Genomic DNA, 16,567 nt, shown 5'->3' with positions numbered 1-16,567 from the left:
CCTCACTGGAACTTACTCTAGATTTCCTTGGGGAAGCGACTGATTCCGCGCCAAGCTAAACGGTAAATCAGCTCGCTCGCGGCGTCGATGTCCATGGTGCCATCCGTCTCCAGCCAGTACCGTGCACTGACCTGTGCCATGCCGGCCAGGCCGTGTCCGAGCAGGGTGGCCTCCAGATGGGACAGGTGGGTGTCTTCAGCGATCACCCCGGCAATGGCGTCAGCGAACCGCGCGTTGAACTCCTCCAGCCGTCCGCTGACATCCGGATCGTTGAACAGGTCCGATTCGAACACGAGCCGGTGTGCCTGGCTGTCCTGGGCAATGAACTGGAAGTAGGCCCGCATGGTGGCGTGCACCCGCAGCTTGTTGTCGGTGGTGGATTGCAGTGCATCGACCAGGAGGGCGGTCAGCTCGGCCAGGTGGTTCTCCAGCAACGCCAGATAGAGCTCGCGTTTGCCGGGGAAATGCTGGTACAGGACCGGTTTGCTGACCTTGGCTACTTCGGCGATCTCGTCCATCGCGGCGCCGTGGTAGCCGTTGGCGACGAAGACCTCGTGCGCGGCGTTCAGCAGTTGGCGCCGTCGCTCATCCCGCGGGAGGCGCGTGGCTTTGCCGCCTGTCGGTGCTTCTGAGCTCACGCTTCCTCTGGCCTTCGGTAAGTGGATGGACCGTCTCCCGCTGGAAGCGATCCCGGGGGATTAGCCTCCAGTTTACCCACGGGTATCCTTGCCGGGAGTACGGCTGGCATCGATGAGTTCAACGGGCATACATTTGATGCATGAGCTCACCTGCAGCGCCACTCGCCCCCCTGGTTGCACCTGATGCTGACCTGTCTCGTGAAGAAACTGAGCGCTATTCCCGCCATCTGATCATTCCCGGATTCGGCCTCACCGCCCAGCAGCGGTTGAAGAACGCGCGGGTGCTGGTGATCGGCGCCGGAGGGCTCGGGTCACCGGCCCTGTTGTATCTGGCGGCCGCGGGGGTGGGGACCCTCGGGATTGTCGACGACGACGTCGTCGACGTCTCCAACCTGCAGCGGCAGATCATTCACGGGGTGTCGAATGTCGGCCAGTCCAAGGCCGAGTCGGCGGCGCAAAGCATCGCCGAGCTGAATCCGCTGGTGACGGTTCGCCAGCATGAGGTGCGGCTGGACAACAGCAACGCGCTCGAAATCTTTGGCGAGTATGACCTGATCCTGGACGGCACCGACAACTTCGCCACCCGCTACCTGGTCAGCGACGCAGCGGAAATTCTGGGGAAGCCCTACGTCTGGGGTTCGATCCTCCGGTTTGACGGCCAGGTGAGCGTCTTCTGGGCCAAGCACGGACCCAGCTACCGGGACCTCTACCCCGACGCACCGCCCCCCGGGGCTGTTCCGTCCTGTGCCGAGGGCGGAGTCCTGGGTGTGCTCTGCGCGCAGATCGGTTCGGTGATGGTGAATGAGGCAATCAAACTGATTACCGGGACCGGGGTGTCCCTGCTGGGCCGGGTGCTGATCTTCGACGCGCTGGAGATGACATGGCGGGAGGTCAGGGTCCGCCGGGATCCTGAGGCGGCGCCGGTGACCCAGCTGATCGACTACCAGTCGTTCTGCGGTGTGCCCGCCGGGCAGACGGCTCAAGTACCGTCGGTCAGCGTCGGCGAACTGGAGCGTTTGCTCCGCGAGCGGCAGAGCGGAGACCTGGACTTCGATCTTATCGACGTCCGGGAGCCGGGCGAGTACGAGATTGTCAGCATTGATGGCGCAACGCTGATGCCCAAGAATTCGATTCTGTCCGGGGAGCGCAAAGTCACCACGGACCGCGACGTGTACGTGCACTGCAAGGCTGGCAGTCGGTCGGCCGACGTGGTGCAGCACCTTCGCGCGGCCGGACACTCACGGGTCTACAACGTGGACGGCGGAATCCTTGAATGGGTCAGTCAGATCGAGCCTCACAAACCGGTCTACTAAGCCACGGGCCACACCGAAGCAGCGGCGTCGGGATCTTGTGCGCAGCTGTGGTGGGTTGGTTGGGGTGGATGCGGCGGGGTCGGGATCTTGTGCGCAGCTCTGGCGGGTGGCCGGGTCTCGCACCCGCCAGTGCTGAACAATAGTTTCGGCCCACCCACCGGTACTGCACAATACTTTCGAGGACGGCGCCATTTGCAGGGACCGCGAAGAAGGGCCGCGGCAAGCCGTGCCTTGATCGCCGCGGAACGCCTCAGCGAGTTTTAGGCAGTGCCAGCTGCTGGCGGGTCCTGCCGCACCGGGCAGGCGGCCTCGTTCGGACGCACCCCCGGCGCCTCAAGGTCGATCCCGTACAGGGCCTCAAGGGCAGCGGCGTAGTCCTGCTGCCTGCCCTCCGCGGCCAGTTCGCGGGCGCGAACCGTGGGAACGTGGAGAAGCTGGCGAACCATCCGGCGGAGCGCGAACTCGACCTCTTCAGCGGCAGCGGTGCAGCCGTGCTGGGCCCTGACCTTCTGCATTTCCGACTCAAGTACCTGCTGGGTGTGCTTCCGCAGCGCGACAATCGCGGTGTCCATCGCCCGCGAGTCCTGCCGTTCCTGGAAGGTACGGGCGGCATCGGCCACCAGGGTGCTAGCCTGACTCAGCGCGGCGGCCTGCTCACTGGGCGCAGCAAGCCTGACCGACTCCAGGGTGATCAACTCCACCTCGGCTAGCGATCCGACGGCGGGGTCGAAGTCGTGGCTCAATGCCAGGTCGACAACGATCAGCGGTTTAGCCACGCCTGCACGAACCCGTTCGACGTCGTCGGCCTCCACCCGGTTGTCGCTGCCGCTGCAGCCCACCACAATGTCGGCGGCAGCCAAGGCGGCGGGGAGATTGTCAGGGGTGAGGGCGACGCCGCCACGGGTTGACACAAACGTTTCGGCCCGTCCCGACGACGAAAAGACGGAGACGTCAGTGCACCCCTTCTCCTTGAGCAGAGCCATGGTGGCACCCGCGTATGCACCGGTGCCAAACACGACCACTGACTTGTCGGCGAACTCGCGGGTCAGCGACAGGTCAGCGGCGAGTTCGAGGGCCACCGACACGATGGACCGGCCCTGGCTGCCCAGCGCCGTCTGCGCACCAACATCCTTGGCGGTGCGGGAGGCTTCCTGAAACAAACGGACGAGGGGCCCACTGGTGGTGCCATTCGCCTGGGATTCGATCAGCGCACGCCGCACCTGGCCAGCTATTTCGCGTTCTCCGACAACTGCCGAATCGAGGCCAGCGCCGACAGCAAACAGGTGACGAGCCACATCCTCGCCGGTGCGGGTAGTAAACGCCGCTGAAACCCAGCTTTCGGGAAGTCCGGAGAGTCCGCTGATCCGGGAAATGACGGCCGAGCGTGCGGCTTCCACGTCGTCGGCAGAGGCAGCGTCGCAGTAAATTTCGAGACGGTTGCAGGTAGCGAGGGTAACGGCCCCTGAAACTGCGGGTCCATCGGCGAGCACAGCGGATGCGACCTGGTCGGCGCCGACACTGAGTCGGGCGACGGTTTCCAGATCCACATCGGAATGGGTTGCAACCAGAGATAGTAAAACCACAGCCTCATCAGCATAGCGAAGCGCGGTGATTGACCCCGAATAGGTTCGCCTAAGTTCGTCGGCCCTCAGTTGATTTTGGTCCCCGTCGAGGGGTGAGATTCGCCACCTCCGGGCATCCCGGCCGGTGGCTGAGGTGCGCCACCAGTGTGCTGGTTAACCAAACCGGCCGAACTTGGGCACAATCGAGATATGACTTTGAGTGCAACACACCCCCTGGTAGACGGCCGGACGTCCTCCTCGCCGCTGATCTCGGCCTACCGCGGTGAGCGGCCCAGCCGGCGCCCGGTGTGGTTCATGCGCCAGGCCGGCCGATCCCTCCCCGAATACCGGCAGCTGCGGCAGGGTACGGCCATGCTGGACTCTTGCCTCGACCCGGCGATGGCCTCGGAGATTACCCTGCAGCCGGTCCGCAGACACGACGTCGACGCCGCCATCTTCTTCTCCGACATTGTGATCCCGCTCAGGCTGGCCGGCGTCGACGTCGACATCGTTCCCGGGATCGGCCCGGTCCTGGGCGCACCGATCTGCACCGCCGCCGACGTCGCGGCCCTGCCGGAGCTCACCGATGAAGCTCTTGAACCGATCCGGCAGGCAATCGCCCTGACGGTGGCAGAACTGGGGAGTACCCCGCTCATCGGCTTCGCCGGTGCGCCGTTCACCCTGGCCGCGTACATGGTTGAAGGCAAACCGTCCCGCGACCACCTCGGGCCGCGCACCATGATGCATTCCGATCCCGAAACCTGGGGCGCGCTGACCCGCTGGGCCGCTGACGCGTCAGGTAAGTTCCTGAGGGCGCAGCTGGAGGCCGGAGCCAGCGCCGCCCAGCTGTTCGACTCCTGGGCTGGCTCCCTGGGTTTGGCCGACTACATCGCTCACGTCGCCCCTGCATCGGGCCGGGCCCTTGACTTCGTGCGCGGCCTCGGCGCCCCCCTGATCCACTTCGGCACGGGAACGTCGGAGCTGCTGGTCGCGATGCACGACGTCGGCGTCGACGTCGTGGGAGTCGACTACCGGCTGCCCCTGGACGAAGCCAGCCGCCGACTGGGCGGCACCGTACCGCTGCAGGGCAACATCGACCCGGCGTTGCTCTCCGCGCCGTGGGAAGTGCTCGAAGCCCACGTGCTCGACGTCCTGAGGGCCGGAGCAGCCGCTCCCGGGCACGTGGTCAACCTGGGCCATGGTGTTCCTCCGGAAACGGACCCCGCCGTGCTGACCCGCATCGTTGAGCTCATCCACTCGGTGGAACCGTAGCCGTGCCGCACCGCAGCAGCAGCCCAATGCCCGGGAGGTCGACGGCGGCTCCCTCCGTCGTCGTGATCGGCGGTGGCATGGCCGGTCTGATCACCGCCCGGGAACTGGTCAAACGTGGCCTGGCCGTCACCGTGCTTGAACGCTCGGCGACGTTTGGCGGTTGTGTGGCCGACCACGAGGTGGCAGGTCTGCGGCTGGACAGCGGGGCTGAGTCGTATTCGACCCGCTCCGATACGGTGCCGGCCCTCGCCCGCGAGCTCGGCCTCGAAGAACGACTCGTCACCCCCAACCCGGTGGGGGCCTGGATCCGTTTCCCCGGCAAGGACCCCCAACACAGTGCCATGCCGCTGCCGCGCAGCGGCATCCTCGGCATTCCGGCCGACGTCCTCGACCCCGACATTGTGCGGGCGATTGGCAGGGCCGGTGCCTTGAGGGCGTCATTGGACAAGGTGCTCCCGCTGGGCAGCTTGTACAAGGACGAGGGGGTCAGTCTCGGCGAGGTGGTGCGCGCCCGGATGGGTGTAGACGTACTCACCCGTCTGGTCGAGCCGGTAGTAGGCGGGGTGTTTTCAGCAGCTCCTGACGACCTCGACGTTGACTCGGTGGCGCCGGGACTTCGCACCATGATGAAAAAGCACGGGTCCCTTGGCGCGGCGGTGGGTGCCATGCGGGCGGCGGCACCAGCCGGCTCCGCCGTCGGGGGACTGAGTGGGGGCATGGCCCAACTCACCCGTGTTCTGACCGCCGAACTGCGCGCCAGCGGAGCGGACCTCAGGCCGGGCACCGAGGCGCTCGATCTCGCCGGGGCGGGAACCGGTTGGAGTGTCACCACAGCGGACGGGGCCCTGGCCGCTGATGCATTGGTCATGGCGGTGGATGGGCCCGGGGCGGTCGACCTCCTCGGTGCTGCCCTGCCGCGCCTGATCGCCGACCGCCCCCAGACCGTGCCCGGGGTAGCGTTGGTGACCCTCGTCGTCGACGTCCCGGAACTCGACGCCCACCCGCGCGGGACGGGGGTCCTGGTCGCCGCCGGGGCCGAAGGGGTCAGCGCCAAAGCACTCACCCACGCCACCGCGAAGTGGGCCTGGCTCGCCGATCAGGCGGGACCCGGCAGCCATGTGCTGCGACTGTCCTACGGCCGGGCCGGTCAGGTGGGCGACGAGGTAGCCGACGACGCCGGCCTGTACCGCGTGGCGCTCGCCGATGCCTCAACGCTGTTGGAAACCACCATCGAGGATGCCGACGTGGTGGGCTGGACGGTGGTCCGTTGGAACGGGTCGCTTCCGCACGCCTCGGTGGGGCACCGCGACCTGGTGGCACGGGTGCGGGCGGCCGCAGCAGCCCAACGCAACCTCGAGATCACCGGCGCCTGGCTCGCCGGAACGGGGCTGGTCGCCGTTATTGACGACGCCAGGGTGCGTGCCACAGCGCTCGCCGACAGGCTCGTCCCGCGCGCCAGCGACCCGACCGGTTTGTGATTTTAACAACTTTCTACGTGCGGTAGAACCGCAAATTTCGGTTTGTTCCTCACTGCGGGGCAGACTAGTACCATGAGTGAGCAAACCCGCACGGAGCACACGCAGAATCCTTCAACAGCCACCGCAGGCGACACCGCGGTTGAGCAGTTCTTCACCCTTTGGACGGTGTTCAAACGGAGCGCTGTCACCCAGGCCGCAGCGACCGGATCCCTCGACGCCGTCCTGGCCTCCCTCGTCACCGACGGCGCGACGCTGCGCGGCTTCTACGACGTGTCGGCCATGCGCGAGGACGCCGACGTGATGGTCTGGCTGCACGGTTCACGACCGGAGGTATTGCAGGCCGCGGTCAGGAAGATCCGCCGGACGGCGGAATTCGCTGGCGCCGAGATCGTCTGGTCGGCCATGGGCGTCCACCGCGACGCCGAATTCTCGAAGAGCCACAGCCCTGCCTTTTCCCGTGGGCTGGCCCCGGCGGAATGGGTCTGCGTCTACCCTTTCGTCCGCTCCTACGACTGGTACATTCTGCCGTCCGAAGAACGGCGCGAAATGCTCTACGACCATGGCATGAAGGGCCGCGAGTACCCGCAGGTCCTTTCGAACACCGTCTCGTCCTTCGCGCTCGGCGACTGGGAATGGATCCTCGCGCTGGAGGCACCTGAACTGGTTGACCTGGTGGACCTGATGCGTCATCTGCGGGAGACCGAGGCCCGGCGGCACGTCCGCGACGAGATTCCTTTTTACACCGGACGGCGGATTGATACCGCCGAGATCGCAGAGGTGCTCCGATGACAGCCCAAGCATTCCACCCCCTTGACGGTGTGGACGACAACGGGCGGATGGCGCCCAAGGAGTACGACGCGATCGTCCTCGCCTCCTTCGGCGGACCCGAAGGCCAGGAAGACGTCATTCCGTTCCTGCGGAACGTCACACGGGGCCGGGGAATCCCCGATGAGCGGCTCGAAGAGGTTTCCCACCACTACCGCGTCAACGGCGGCATCAGCCCCATCAACGCCCAGAACCGCGCACTCAAGGCGGCAATGGAAGCCGAACTGGCCAGCCGTGGCATCAACCTGCCGGTGTACTGGGGCAACCGTAACTGGGCGCCGTTCATCGCGGACACCCTGCAGGAGGCGTACGACGCCGGGCACCGCCGGGTCCTCACCGTCACCACCAGCGCCTACTCCTGCTACTCAAGTTGCCGCCAGTACCGGGAAGACCTGGGCATGGCCCTGGTCGAGACCGGCCTCGACGGAAAACTCGAAGTGGACAAGGTCAGGCAGTACTTCGACCACCCCGGCTTCGTCGAGCCCTTTATCGAGGGTGTCACCGAAGGACTGTCGGGCCTACGCCAGAAGCTGAGTGAGAGTGGCAACGCCGAGGCCCCCATCCACGTCCTCTTCGCCACCCATTCGATTCCCACTGGCGACGCCGACGCCGCCGGGCCCCGCGTCAACGGTGAGGCCGACGGCGGTCCCGCCTACGCCGAAGGAGCTTACGTGGCGCAGCACCTGGCCACCGCGCAGGCGGTCCTGGACCGGGTTCCGGAATCGGCTGGCGTCGACTGGTCGCTGGTCTACCAGTCCCGGTCCGGTGCCCCGCATGTGCCGTGGCTGGAGCCGGACATCAACGATGCCATCAAGGAGCTCGCGGCTGCCGGTACCAAGGGTGTCGTCATCGTTCCCCTGGGTTTCGTCAGTGACCACATGGAAGTGAAGTGGGACCTGGACACGGAGGCCCTCGAAACCTGTGCCGACCTGGGGGTCCTCGCCGAGCGGGTGCCCACCCCCGGCACCCACAAAAAGTTCGTCGCCGGTCTGATTGACCTGATCTGCGAACGCACTGTTGCCAATAATATTGCCGACCGGCCGTCCGCCACGCAGCTGGGCCCCTGGTTTGATGTGTGCCGCCCCAACTGCTGCGCCAACCGCCGCGGGCCCAAACCCACGGTTGCTGCAGCAGACTCGACTGTCGGCCTGCCAGGGACGGCCCCGGCGACGTGACCCAACCGCTGCGGGTCGGCACCCGGGCCAGCGTGCTGGCGCTGACCCAGACCACCACCGTCGCCGAGCGGGTCAGCGAGCTGAGCGGAGTCGCCCACGAGCTGGTCCGGATCCGCACCGAGGGAGACGTCCACAAGGGGTCTCTGACGCAGATCGGCGGGACAGGTGTTTTCGTTGCGGCGCTTCGTGATGCCCTCCTCGATGACCGGTGTGACCTCGCTGTCCACTCCCTGAAGGACCTTCCGACCACTCCCGCCGACGGCTTGACGGTAGCGGCCATCCCGGAGCGGGCCGACACTCGGGATGCCCTGTGCGCCCGGGACGGTCTGACCCTCGCCGCCCTACCGGACGGTGCGACCGTCGGAACGGGGTCCCCTCGCCGGGCCGCCCAGCTCCGGGCAGCGCGGCCCGGGCTCAACGTTATCGATATCCGGGGCAACGTGGACACCCGGTTGGGTCGGGTCACCGGCCTGACGGACGCTGGTCCGGGCGACCTCGACGCCGTGGTGCTCGCTGCGGCTGGCCTGATCCGGCTGGGCCGGGAAAACCTCATTACTGAGCTCATCGACCCGGCAGTCATGCTGTCCGCCCCCGGCCAGGGGGCGCTCGCCGTCGAGTGCAGGACCAGCGACGCCGCCGGCTCTACCTTCGCAGCCGCCCTGCGCCACTACGACGACGCCGAAACCCGGCTGGCGGTTACCGCTGAACGGGCGGTGCTCCGCCGTCTCGAAGCGGGCTGCAGCGCCCCGATCGGCGCCCTTGCCACAGTCACCGACGGGCTCCTCGGGTTGCAGGCGGTGGTCTGTAGCCTCGACGGAACAAATTTGCTCCGGTTGGCGCGCTCAAGCCGCGACCTGACAGCCGAGGGGGCCGACGCGCTGGGTGTGGGCCTCGCCGAGGATCTGCTCGACGCCGGTGCCGCGGCCATTGCGCCGCTCACTCTCGGATGACCCCAGTCCCGGCTCCCGACCCGCTGCCGCTGGACGGTGTCCGGGTGGTGCTGCTACGCGGTGCCGACCGGTCAGGGCCGGTGGTAGAGGAGCTATTGTCCCGGGGAGCAAGCGTGCGGTTGCTCCCCCTGATCGATTTTGTCACCCCCGAGGACGCCGGGCCGCTCGACGCCGCGCTTGACCTGCTACGCAACGGGGGATTTGCCTGGCTTCTGGTGACCAGCTCCACCACCGTCCGCGCGCTGAAACAGCGCTCGGCGGAACGCGGTGGGGACCTCGCCGCAGCTCTTCACCCCAGTACACGGATTGCTGCGGTCGGCCAGGCGACGGCCGGGGCGCTGGCCGCCGAGAGTATCCGTGTCGACCTGGTGCCGGGAAAGGTTGATGGGGGAAGCTCGGCGGCTGGGCTTGCGGCAGCTTTCGCCCGGCTGGCACCCGAGGGACGAATACTGTTGCCGCAGGCCGACCTTGCGGCCGAGACCCTCGGACGAGCACTGATCGGTCAGGGTTGGGACCTGTTGCGAGTCACCGCGTATCTCACCGTCCCCTACCCAGCGGATCCCGGTCGCCGGATCACGGCTGACATTGCACCGTATCGTGCGGGATCAGACACCCCGGAAGCCAACGACGCCGGTGCCCATGCCGACACTGTTACTGAACTGGATCGGGATGGGTTCTGGGCGGCGGCCGGTGCGGGCGACGTCGACGCGGTGGTCTTCACCTCTCCGAGCACTGTGCGCCAACTGTCGGACGGAGCCCCCGCCGCCTGGCCGGGCACCCTTCCCACCGGACTGGCTGCGGTGATGATCGGTGCCACGACCGCCGATGAGGCGGCGAAGTACGGGATGCCCGGAGGGGCTGTCGCCGCGCAGCCCACCCCGGCGGGTATCGCCGACGCCATCGCCGCAGCGGTGCGCGAGCACCCACCATCGTGACAGGCTAAGCGCAAGAGAAAAGGAGCACCCATGAGTTTCCCCCAACACCGGCCCCGCCGACTGCGGACCACGCCGGCACTGCGTCGTCTGACCGCCGAACACCGGCTCAGTCCCGCCGAGCTGGTCCTGCCAGCGTTCATCAGGGAAGGCCTCACCAGCCCGCACCCGATTTCCTCGATGCCGGGCGTGGTGCAACACACCACCGAGTCGCTGAAGCGCGTCGCCGCTGAGGCCGTCGAGTTGGGCGTCGGCGGGATCATGCTGTTCGGCATCCCCGCGCACCGCGATGCGACGGGAAGCGCGGGGCTGGACCCGGACGGAGTCCTGAACCGGGCGATCGCAGATGTCAGGGCTGAGGTGGGCGATGACCTGGTGATCATGAGCGACGTGTGTCTTGACGAGTTCACCGACCATGGGCACTGCGGTGTGCTGGCAGCCGACGGCACCGTCGACAATGATGCGACGCTGGCGGCGTACTCCGAAATGGCGGTTGCCCAGGCCAATGCCGGAGCTCACGTCCTCGGCCCCTCGGGCATGATGGACGGCCAGGTGGCGGTTATCCGGCAGGCCCTGGAGGGAGCGGGACACCAGGAGACAGCGGTCCTCGCCTACGCCGCGAAATACGCCTCGGCGTTCTACGGCCCGTTCCGGGAGGCTGTTGACTCCCAGCTGACGGGTGATCGTCGCACCTACCAAATGGACTCAGCAAACCGCCGCGAGGCCCTCCTCGAGGTGGAACTGGACCTCGAGGAAGGTGCCGACATGGTGATGGTCAAACCGGCCATGAGCTACCTCGACATCCTTGCCGACGTCGCGGCACTGTCTCCCGTACCGGTGGGGGCCTACCAGATCTCGGGGGAGTACGCGATGATCGAGGCCGCTGCAGCCAACGGCTGGATCGACCGCCGTCGGGCCATCGAAGAATCAGTTCTCGGCATCAAACGAGCCGGGGCGAACATCATCCTGACCTACTGGGCCGCCGAACTTGCCGGCTGGCTGAAGGAGTAACACCGATGACCGTTTCAGAAGACCTCTTCGCCCGCGCACAGACGCTGATGCCGGGCGGTGTGAATTCGCCGGTCCGGGCGTTTGGCTCGGTGGGCGGCACCCCCCGCTTCCTCGTGTCGGCCAACGGCCCCCATGTCACGGACGCCGACGGCCGGGAGTATGTTGACCTGGTCTGCTCCTGGGGGCCGGCCCTGTTGGGGCACGCCCACCCGGCAGTCCTTGAGGCGGTGCATAGCGCGGCCGACAAGGGGCTGTCCTTCGGGGCATCCACCCCCGCCGAGGCTGACCTCGCCCAACTGGTCCAGGACCGGGTACCCGCCGTCGAACGGCTCCGGATGGTATCCACCGGGACCGAAGCGACAATGACAGCCGTCCGGCTGGCCCGAGGCTTCACCGGACGCAACCTGATCGTCAAGTTCGCCGGTTGCTATCACGGGCACCTGGATTCCCTACTGGCCGCCGCCGGCTCAGGGGTGGCCACACTGGCACTCCCAGGCTCAGCCGGGGTCACCGCTGCCACAGCCGCGGAAACCCTGGTGCTGCCCTATAACGACCTCGCTGCTGTGGAAGCGGCGTTCGCCGATCACGGCGATGCCATTGCCGCGGTCATCACCGAAGCGGCCCCAGCCAACATGGGAGTAGTTGCGCCCGCCCCCGGGTTCAACGCGGGCCTGGCCAGGATTACCGCCGCTCACGGAGCGCTGCTCATCGTCGACGAGGTCCTCACCGGATTCCGGGTCGGCCCCGGCGGGTATTGGGGTCTCACCGGCGGTGCGGCAGGCGCCGAGGAGGCCTGGACGCCGGACCTGCTGACATTTGGGAAGGTGATCGGCGGTGGACTGCCCGCGGCGGCTCTGGGCGGCCGCGAGGAGGTCATGAACCAGCTCGCTCCGCTGGGCCCCGTCTACCAAGCCGGCACGCTGTCCGGTAACCCGTTGGCGATGGCTGCGGGGGTGGCGCAGCTGACCCACGCAACGGCCGACGTCTACCGGCACATCGACGCCACCTCACTGGCACTCTCGGGTGCGTTGTCCACCGAGCTGGACCGCGCCGGCGTCGACCATTCAATCCAGCGGGCAGGGAACCTGTTCAGCGTGGCGTTTGGGACGTCGTCGGCAGGGGTCAGCAATTACGCCGACGCGCTGGCACAGGAGTCCTACCGTTACGCGCCTTTCTTCCACTCCATGCTGGACTCCGGGGTGTATCTGCCGCCGTCGGTCTTTGAGGCTTGGTTCCTCTCCTCGGCGCACGACGACGCCGCCATGAACCTGATCCACGACGCCCTGCCGGCCGCTGCTGCGGCCGCCGCGGCGGCGACGCCTTCCAGCTGACGCCTACGCAGAAGAACCCCGCACCGGAACGATGTCCGTTCCGGTGCGGGGTTCTTCTAATGGTGCGACGTGTGATCGCTAGGACGCGGGGGCAACGTCTCCGCTGGGCCACTGGTCCTCAATGTAGGCGGCCACCTCTGGGGAGTGCAGCAGTTCCTCGAGCTTGTCGATCCGGGCATCGCCGTCGGAGGCGGTGTTCCAGGCCAGGAAATTGGCGTATGGGTTGCCCTCCAGGGACTCCACGACCAGGGCGTCGGTGGTGCTCAGGCCCGCATCCAGGATGTAGTTGCCATTGATGATGGCCAGGTCAACGCTGGGGTCCTGCAGGTCGTTGAGCAGCAGTTCCGGCTGGTTCTCGATGAACTCCAGTCCCATCGGGTTCTGCTCCGGAGTCAGGGCGAGCACCGACGCGTCGTCGGCAATGTCCTCAAGGAGACCGGCGTCCTGCAACAGGGTCAGGGCACGGGCCTGATTGGAGGGGTCATTGGTGATCGCGATGCGACCACCCTCGGGGACGTCGGAAACGTCCTGGTGCTGCTCGGAGAAGGCTGCATAGGGTTCAATGTGGACGCCCTCGCCGTGGGCGAACTCGTAGCCCTGACCTTCGACCTGGCTCTCGAAATACGGCAGGTGCTGGAAGTAGTTGGCGTCCAGGTCCCCGTCGCTGAGGGCAATGTTGGGGGTGGTGTAATCGTCGAACTCAGTGATTTCCAGGTCCAGCCCGGCCCCTTCGGCAAGGTTTTCATCGATGAACTCGAGGATCCTGGCATGCGGCTGGGGGCTCGCTCCGACGGTGATGGTCTCCGGGTTCGCCGGATCAAGTGAGGAGACGACGGCGGGGGCAGTGGAACCACCACAGGCGCTCAGCGCCAGGGAAGCAGCGACACCGGTGGCGGCGAGGGTAAGTAGCTTGCGCAACAGAACAGGTTTCCTTTCGGGAGGGTGCAAAAATGTAGTGCGGGTGGTGCCCGCGGTGCGGATGGCTAGCTGCCAACCACCTGGGGAGTGGTGCGGCGGCGGAGCCCACGGCCCCGCCCGGCGGTAGCCGCCGACCGGTGGTCGACCCGGCGGGCTGCCCAGTCGCCAACGAGCTGGATAGCCTGCACGATGAGCACAATGATGACGATCACCACCACCATGACCGTGGTGTCGAAGCGCTGCAGACCGTAGTTGTAGGCGAGCCGGCCGAGCCCGCCGCCGCCGATGATGCCTGCCATGGCGGAGTAGCCCACCAGGGTGACGAGCGTCGTCGTGAAGGCGGCGATCAGACCGGGAAGTGCCTCGCGAAGCAGTACCTTGGTAACCACCTGTAACCGGGTCGAGCCCATCACCAGGGCGGCGTCGACCTTGCCCGAGCTGACATCGCGGAGGGAGGTCTCCACCAGCCGGGCGAAGAACGGGATCGCGCCGATGCTCAGGGACACCGACGCCGCGATCGGCCCGATCGAGGTTCCGGTCAGGAGCCGGGCCAGGGGAATCAGGGACACCATCAGGATGGCGAACGGGATGGATCGGGTGATATTGACGACGACGCCGCTGATCACCTTGTTGGTCACCGGCATCGGTCGCAGCCCGTCGGGGGCGCTGGTGGAGAGGAACACTCCCAGCGGCAAGCCAATCAGCAGGGTGAAGAGGCCCGAGATGCCAACCATCTGCAGCGTAGCGGCAAATTCTTCGGGCAACGCACGGGTAATACCGGGGTTGGTGAACAGCTGATCGAGGAAATCCACTACGCCACCTTCGCCGCTACGCCGCGGGACTGCAGGTACTGCAGCATGTCATCGACTGGTGCCGGTTCCCCAACCTCGATGCGCAAGCGGCCAAACCGGCGGTCGGCGAGGTTTTCAACGCTGCCAGCCAGGACGTTGATGCTGAGATCGAAGCGGCGTCCAAGATCGGACAGGACCGGACCGGACGCGACGTCCCCGGCGAGCAGCAGCTCGAGAGCCGGCAACGGACCGGGGATGTGGGCGGGCAGCGGCAGCAACGCCTGGGACAGCTTGCCGTCCAACTTGGCGGCGACGTCCTCCAGCCGGCCATGTTCGACGACCCTGCCGTCTTCCAGCAGGGACACCGAATCGCAGATTCGCTTCACCACATTCATCTCGTGGGTAATGATCAGCACGGTCAACCCCAGCGTGTCAGTGAGATGGTGGATCAGGTCCAGAATGTCATCGGTGGTGGTGGGGTCCAGCGCCGAGGTCGGTTCATCACAAAGCAGCACATCTGGATCCGACGCCAGGGCGCGGGCAATACCGACCCGCTGCTTCTGGCCACCCGACAGCTGCGAAGGATACGCGTCAGCGAACCCGGCCAGGCCCACCAGGTCAAGGAGCCGTGCCACAGTCGACGTGATGTCCGCCTTGGGTGTCTTCACCAGCTCCAATGGGTGCGCGACGTTCTGTGCGGCGGTGCGGGAATCCATCAGGTTGGCATGCTGGAACACCATACCGATCCGTCGGCGGGCCGTCCGGATCTCGGAATCCTTCACAGCGGTGAGCTGCCGCCCATCAATGGTGACCGACCCCGAGCTGGGACGATCGAGCAGGGTCAGGCAACGGACGAGCGTGGACTTCCCCGCTCCGGAATGGCCGATGATGCCATGGATCGACCCGCGCGGCACGGTCAGGCTCACGCCATCCAACGCGGTGATGGTGCGAGCGCCCTGTCGGTAGGTTTTGCGCAGGTCGGAAACGGTGATCATGGTCCCTCACGGTTGCTGGAGCCGGCCGGATGATTCGACGCATCACAGCTCACGGGCGCACTGGCCTGCGCCTAAGCCATCTTGACACGCATGAAAGAAGTGACTGAACTTTAGTGCTCAGCATCACGCCAGTGGTCCCACCGCGACGTTTCCCGGCGGTAGATCGAAGAATCTACGACCGGGCCCGCCCGCCTTGTTAGGAGGCGATGGCGGGCCAGCGCCCTTCGACGACTGCCGCCGGGTCCTCGCGGCGCAGGTAATCCTGGAAGCTTGCGGCTTGCCGGGCTGCCCACACCACCTGCGAGGCGTGCAGCACCCCGGCCGGATGCTGCAGGTGCGGAAACCGTTCGGCGAGGACCGCGGCCACCTGCAGGGTGGCCAGCACGTCGGCGGCCGAGGTGTGGGCGTTCTCGAACACGACGCCGTAGTGCTCGCACATGGCTGTCAGGGTTCGTTTTCCGCGCCGAAAGCGGTCAGCCTGTTTGTCCATGATGTACGGATCGAGGACGGGGAAGGGGTGGGGTACCGGCACCGAATGCCGTGCCCCTTCGCTGGCCAACACGGTGAAGTCATAGCGGGCGTTGAACGCGAGGACCGGAACTCCCGCCGCGAACAGCCGGCTGAGGACAGCGGCAAGCTCGCGCACAACGCGGTCCACGGGCTGGCCATCGCGCCGGGCCCGTTCGGTACTGACACCATGGATTGCTGCTGCCTCGGTGGGAATATCAATCCCCGGGTCGGCGAGCCACTCATGCTGCTCAAGGACCGCACCGTCGGCGTCGACAAGCAGTAGTGAGGCGGTCACGATTCGCGCCTCCAACGGATCCCGGCCGGTGGTCTCAAGGTCGAAGGCCGCGCGGGGGTGGTTATGCCAGCTATCCATAGCTTCGACGCTATCCGTTGGCTCCGACATTTCGCGGGAGGTCCGTCCGGCTAGGCTGGAATTCATGCGTGAGGATTTCGCCGAGGCGGTTTATGAGGTGGCAGGGCTGATTCCCAACGGCCTGGTGCTGTCCTACGGCGACATCGCCGAACTCCTTGAAACGTCCGGGCCCCGCCAGATCGGTGCGGCCATGTCCCGGGCCAGCGAGGGAACACCCTGGTGGCGGGTGGTACGCGCCAGCGGGCTGCCACCGGCGGGCCACAGTGCCAGGGCGGCCCCGCTGTACGAAGCCGAAGGAACGCCCCTGCGCACGCGCGGGCACACCAGGAACCTCACCTCTCTGGAAGACGGATACACCATCGATATGGGCGCTGCACGCTGGAATCCCACGGTTGCGCAGCGGGCGATCCTCGACGGGATCCGCTCGCGGCTGGCCGAGATCTCCGGGCTCCCGAGCACAATGTCGGACCCCCATGATGGTCTTAGCGCATGA

Annotated in this window: 16 protein-coding genes; 10 read left to right on the top strand and 6 right to left on the bottom strand. The window is 66.6% G+C overall.

Going from position 1 to position 16,567, the window contains the following annotated elements:
• Positions 1–17 precede the first annotated feature (17 nt).
• Positions 18–638: a TetR/AcrR family transcriptional regulator gene (locus ACX80A_RS01285; protein WP_459257876.1), complete on the bottom strand. Its 621-nt coding sequence runs from the start codon at positions 636–638 to the stop codon at positions 18–20.
• A gap of 140 nt (positions 639–778) precedes the next feature.
• Here ACX80A_RS01285 and moeB point away from each other — a divergent pair, with 140 nt between their 5' ends.
• A complete protein-coding gene (gene moeB, locus ACX80A_RS01280) occupies positions 779–1,951 on the top strand; it encodes a molybdopterin-synthase adenylyltransferase MoeB (RefSeq protein ID WP_459257874.1) in 1,173 nt (390 codons plus the stop codon).
• 260 nt (positions 1,952–2,211) lie between these two features.
• Here the strand turns inward: moeB and ACX80A_RS01275 are convergent, their stop codons facing one another.
• Positions 2,212–3,534, bottom strand: a complete 1,323-nt coding sequence (locus ACX80A_RS01275; RefSeq protein ID WP_459257873.1) for a glutamyl-tRNA reductase — start codon at positions 3,532–3,534, stop codon at positions 2,212–2,214.
• 189 nt (positions 3,535–3,723) lie between these two features.
• On the opposite strand from ACX80A_RS01275, the gene hemE reads away from it, so the two are divergent.
• The 8 genes from hemE to hemL all read left to right on the top strand — a co-directional run bounded on the left by hemE (position 3,724) and on the right by hemL (position 12,487).
• Positions 3,724–4,785 carry a uroporphyrinogen decarboxylase gene (gene hemE / locus ACX80A_RS01270; protein WP_459257872.1) on the top strand — a complete coding sequence of 354 codons (1,062 nt, stop codon included), beginning with the start codon at positions 3,724–3,726 and terminating at the stop codon, positions 4,783–4,785.
• A 26-nt stretch (positions 4,786–4,811) separates the two neighbouring features.
• On the top strand, positions 4,812–6,263 hold the full coding sequence (hemG, locus tag ACX80A_RS01265) for a protoporphyrinogen oxidase (protein ID WP_459258341.1): 1,452 nt from the start codon (positions 4,812–4,814) through the stop codon (positions 6,261–6,263).
• A gap of 72 nt (positions 6,264–6,335) precedes the next feature.
• The gene (gene hemQ / locus ACX80A_RS01260) at positions 6,336–7,052 is read left to right on the top strand and encodes a hydrogen peroxide-dependent heme synthase (RefSeq protein WP_459257871.1); all 717 of its coding nucleotides are present in this window, start codon (positions 6,336–6,338) and stop codon (positions 7,050–7,052) included.
• Positions 7,049–8,263 (top strand): ferrochelatase, encoded by a 1,215-nt coding sequence (locus tag ACX80A_RS01255; protein ID WP_459257870.1) that lies wholly within the window; start codon positions 7,049–7,051, stop codon positions 8,261–8,263. Before hemQ ends, ACX80A_RS01255 begins: the two co-directional genes overlap by 4 nt.
• Positions 8,260–9,213: a hydroxymethylbilane synthase gene (gene hemC / locus ACX80A_RS01250; RefSeq protein WP_459257869.1), complete on the top strand. Its 954-nt coding sequence runs from the start codon at positions 8,260–8,262 to the stop codon at positions 9,211–9,213. The genes ACX80A_RS01255 and hemC overlap by 4 nt, the downstream gene beginning before the upstream one ends.
• On the top strand, positions 9,210–10,148 hold the full coding sequence (locus ACX80A_RS01245) for a uroporphyrinogen-III synthase (protein ID WP_459257867.1): 939 nt from the start codon (positions 9,210–9,212) through the stop codon (positions 10,146–10,148). Before hemC ends, ACX80A_RS01245 begins: the two co-directional genes overlap by 4 nt.
• A 30-nt stretch (positions 10,149–10,178) precedes the next feature.
• On the top strand, positions 10,179–11,156 hold the full coding sequence (gene hemB, locus ACX80A_RS01240) for a porphobilinogen synthase (protein ID WP_459257866.1): 978 nt from the start codon (positions 10,179–10,181) through the stop codon (positions 11,154–11,156).
• Between the two features lie 5 nt (positions 11,157–11,161).
• The gene (gene hemL, locus ACX80A_RS01235) at positions 11,162–12,487 is read left to right on the top strand and encodes a glutamate-1-semialdehyde 2,1-aminomutase (RefSeq protein ID WP_459257864.1); all 1,326 of its coding nucleotides are present in this window, start codon (positions 11,162–11,164) and stop codon (positions 12,485–12,487) included.
• A 78-nt stretch (positions 12,488–12,565) separates the two neighbouring features.
• Here hemL and ACX80A_RS01230 read toward each other — a convergent pair whose 3' ends face one another.
• From ACX80A_RS01230 to ACX80A_RS01215, 4 genes are all read right to left on the bottom strand, one after another.
• On the bottom strand, positions 12,566–13,405 hold the full coding sequence (locus tag ACX80A_RS01230) for a MetQ/NlpA family ABC transporter substrate-binding protein (protein WP_459257862.1): 840 nt from the start codon (positions 13,403–13,405) through the stop codon (positions 12,566–12,568).
• Between the two features lie 65 nt (positions 13,406–13,470).
• Positions 13,471–14,217: a methionine ABC transporter permease gene (locus tag ACX80A_RS01225; protein ID WP_459257861.1), complete on the bottom strand. Its 747-nt coding sequence runs from the start codon at positions 14,215–14,217 to the stop codon at positions 13,471–13,473.
• Positions 14,217–15,191: a methionine ABC transporter ATP-binding protein gene (locus ACX80A_RS01220; protein ID WP_459257860.1), complete on the bottom strand. Its 975-nt coding sequence runs from the start codon at positions 15,189–15,191 to the stop codon at positions 14,217–14,219. The genes ACX80A_RS01225 and ACX80A_RS01220 overlap by 1 nt, the downstream gene beginning before the upstream one ends.
• 196 nt (positions 15,192–15,387) lie before the next feature.
• Positions 15,388–16,074 carry an exonuclease domain-containing protein gene (locus ACX80A_RS01215; protein ID WP_459257858.1) on the bottom strand — a complete coding sequence of 229 codons (687 nt, stop codon included), beginning with the start codon at positions 16,072–16,074 and terminating at the stop codon, positions 15,388–15,390.
• A 64-nt stretch (positions 16,075–16,138) separates the two neighbouring features.
• Between ACX80A_RS01215 and ACX80A_RS01210 the strand changes: the two genes are divergently transcribed.
• Positions 16,139–16,567: an MGMT family protein gene (locus ACX80A_RS01210; RefSeq protein WP_459257857.1), complete on the top strand. Its 429-nt coding sequence runs from the start codon at positions 16,139–16,141 to the stop codon at positions 16,565–16,567.

The organism is Arthrobacter sp. TMN-50 (assembly GCF_054511125.1).
Note: the sequence above shows the minus strand (reverse complement) of the source record. Positions and strands in the feature narration are given on the sequence as shown.